We start from the raw sequence: 615 nt of genomic DNA, 5'->3' as shown, positions 1-615 counted from the left end.
GGTTCAGTGGGTGGTGGTGAGGGCTCGGCGGCCGGCGTGGAAGGTGGCGGCGTGGTGGGCGACGCGGGTGCCGAGGTGTTCGGCGGTGGTGATGTCGCTGGTGTGGACGGTGTCGGTGCCGCCGTCCATGGGGGTTTGGGCGGCGGCGCCGGTCCAGAAGCCGAGGCGGTTGAGGTCGTGTTCGGAGGCGGTGGTGGAGTTCCAGCCGGGTTCGAGGCCGAGGCTGACCCAGAGCATGCGGTGTTGGGCGGCGAGGGCGGCGAAGAAGGCGAGGGTGTTGTTCTTGTCGCCGCTTTTGGAGGCGGAGTTGGTGAAGCCGGCGGCGAGTTTGTCGGCCCAGCGGCCTTCGACGAAGCGCTTGCTGGTGGCTTCGGCGAAGGTGTGGAAGCCGGCGGAGGCGCCGCCCATGTAGGTGGGGGAGCCGAAGATGATGGCGTCGGCGGTGTCGAGGCGGTGCCAGTCTTCGTCGGTGATGGTGGTGACGTCGATGAGGGTGGTGTCGGCTCCGGTTTTGGCGGCTCCGCGGTGGACGGCTTCGGCGAGGACGGCGGTGTGTCCGTAGCCGGAGTGGTAGGCGACGGCGACGGAGGGGCGGTTCGAGGACAGCTCGGACAT

The 615-nt window shown here is 69.4% G+C and carries 1 protein-coding gene; it reads right to left on the bottom strand.

What is annotated here, in order from left to right; translation table 11 throughout:
* Positions 1 to 3 precede the first annotated feature (3 nt).
* Positions 4 to 615 (bottom strand): flavodoxin family protein, encoded by a 612-nt coding sequence (locus OO52_RS45590; protein WP_030659397.1) that lies wholly within the window; start codon positions 613 to 615, stop codon positions 4 to 6.

Source organism: Streptomyces flaveolus (assembly GCF_000716535.1).
Taxonomy (GTDB): domain Bacteria; phylum Actinomycetota; class Actinomycetes; order Streptomycetales; family Streptomycetaceae; genus Streptomyces; species Streptomyces flaveolus_A.
This window is presented reverse-complemented; position numbering and strand designations above follow the sequence as displayed.

Bases quoted from the DNA above. Each gene is read 5' to 3' on its own strand.
- OO52_RS45590 (WP_030659397.1), bottom strand. From the start codon at position 615: ATGTCCGAGCTGTCCTCGAACCGCCCCTCCGTCGCCGTCGCCTACCAC.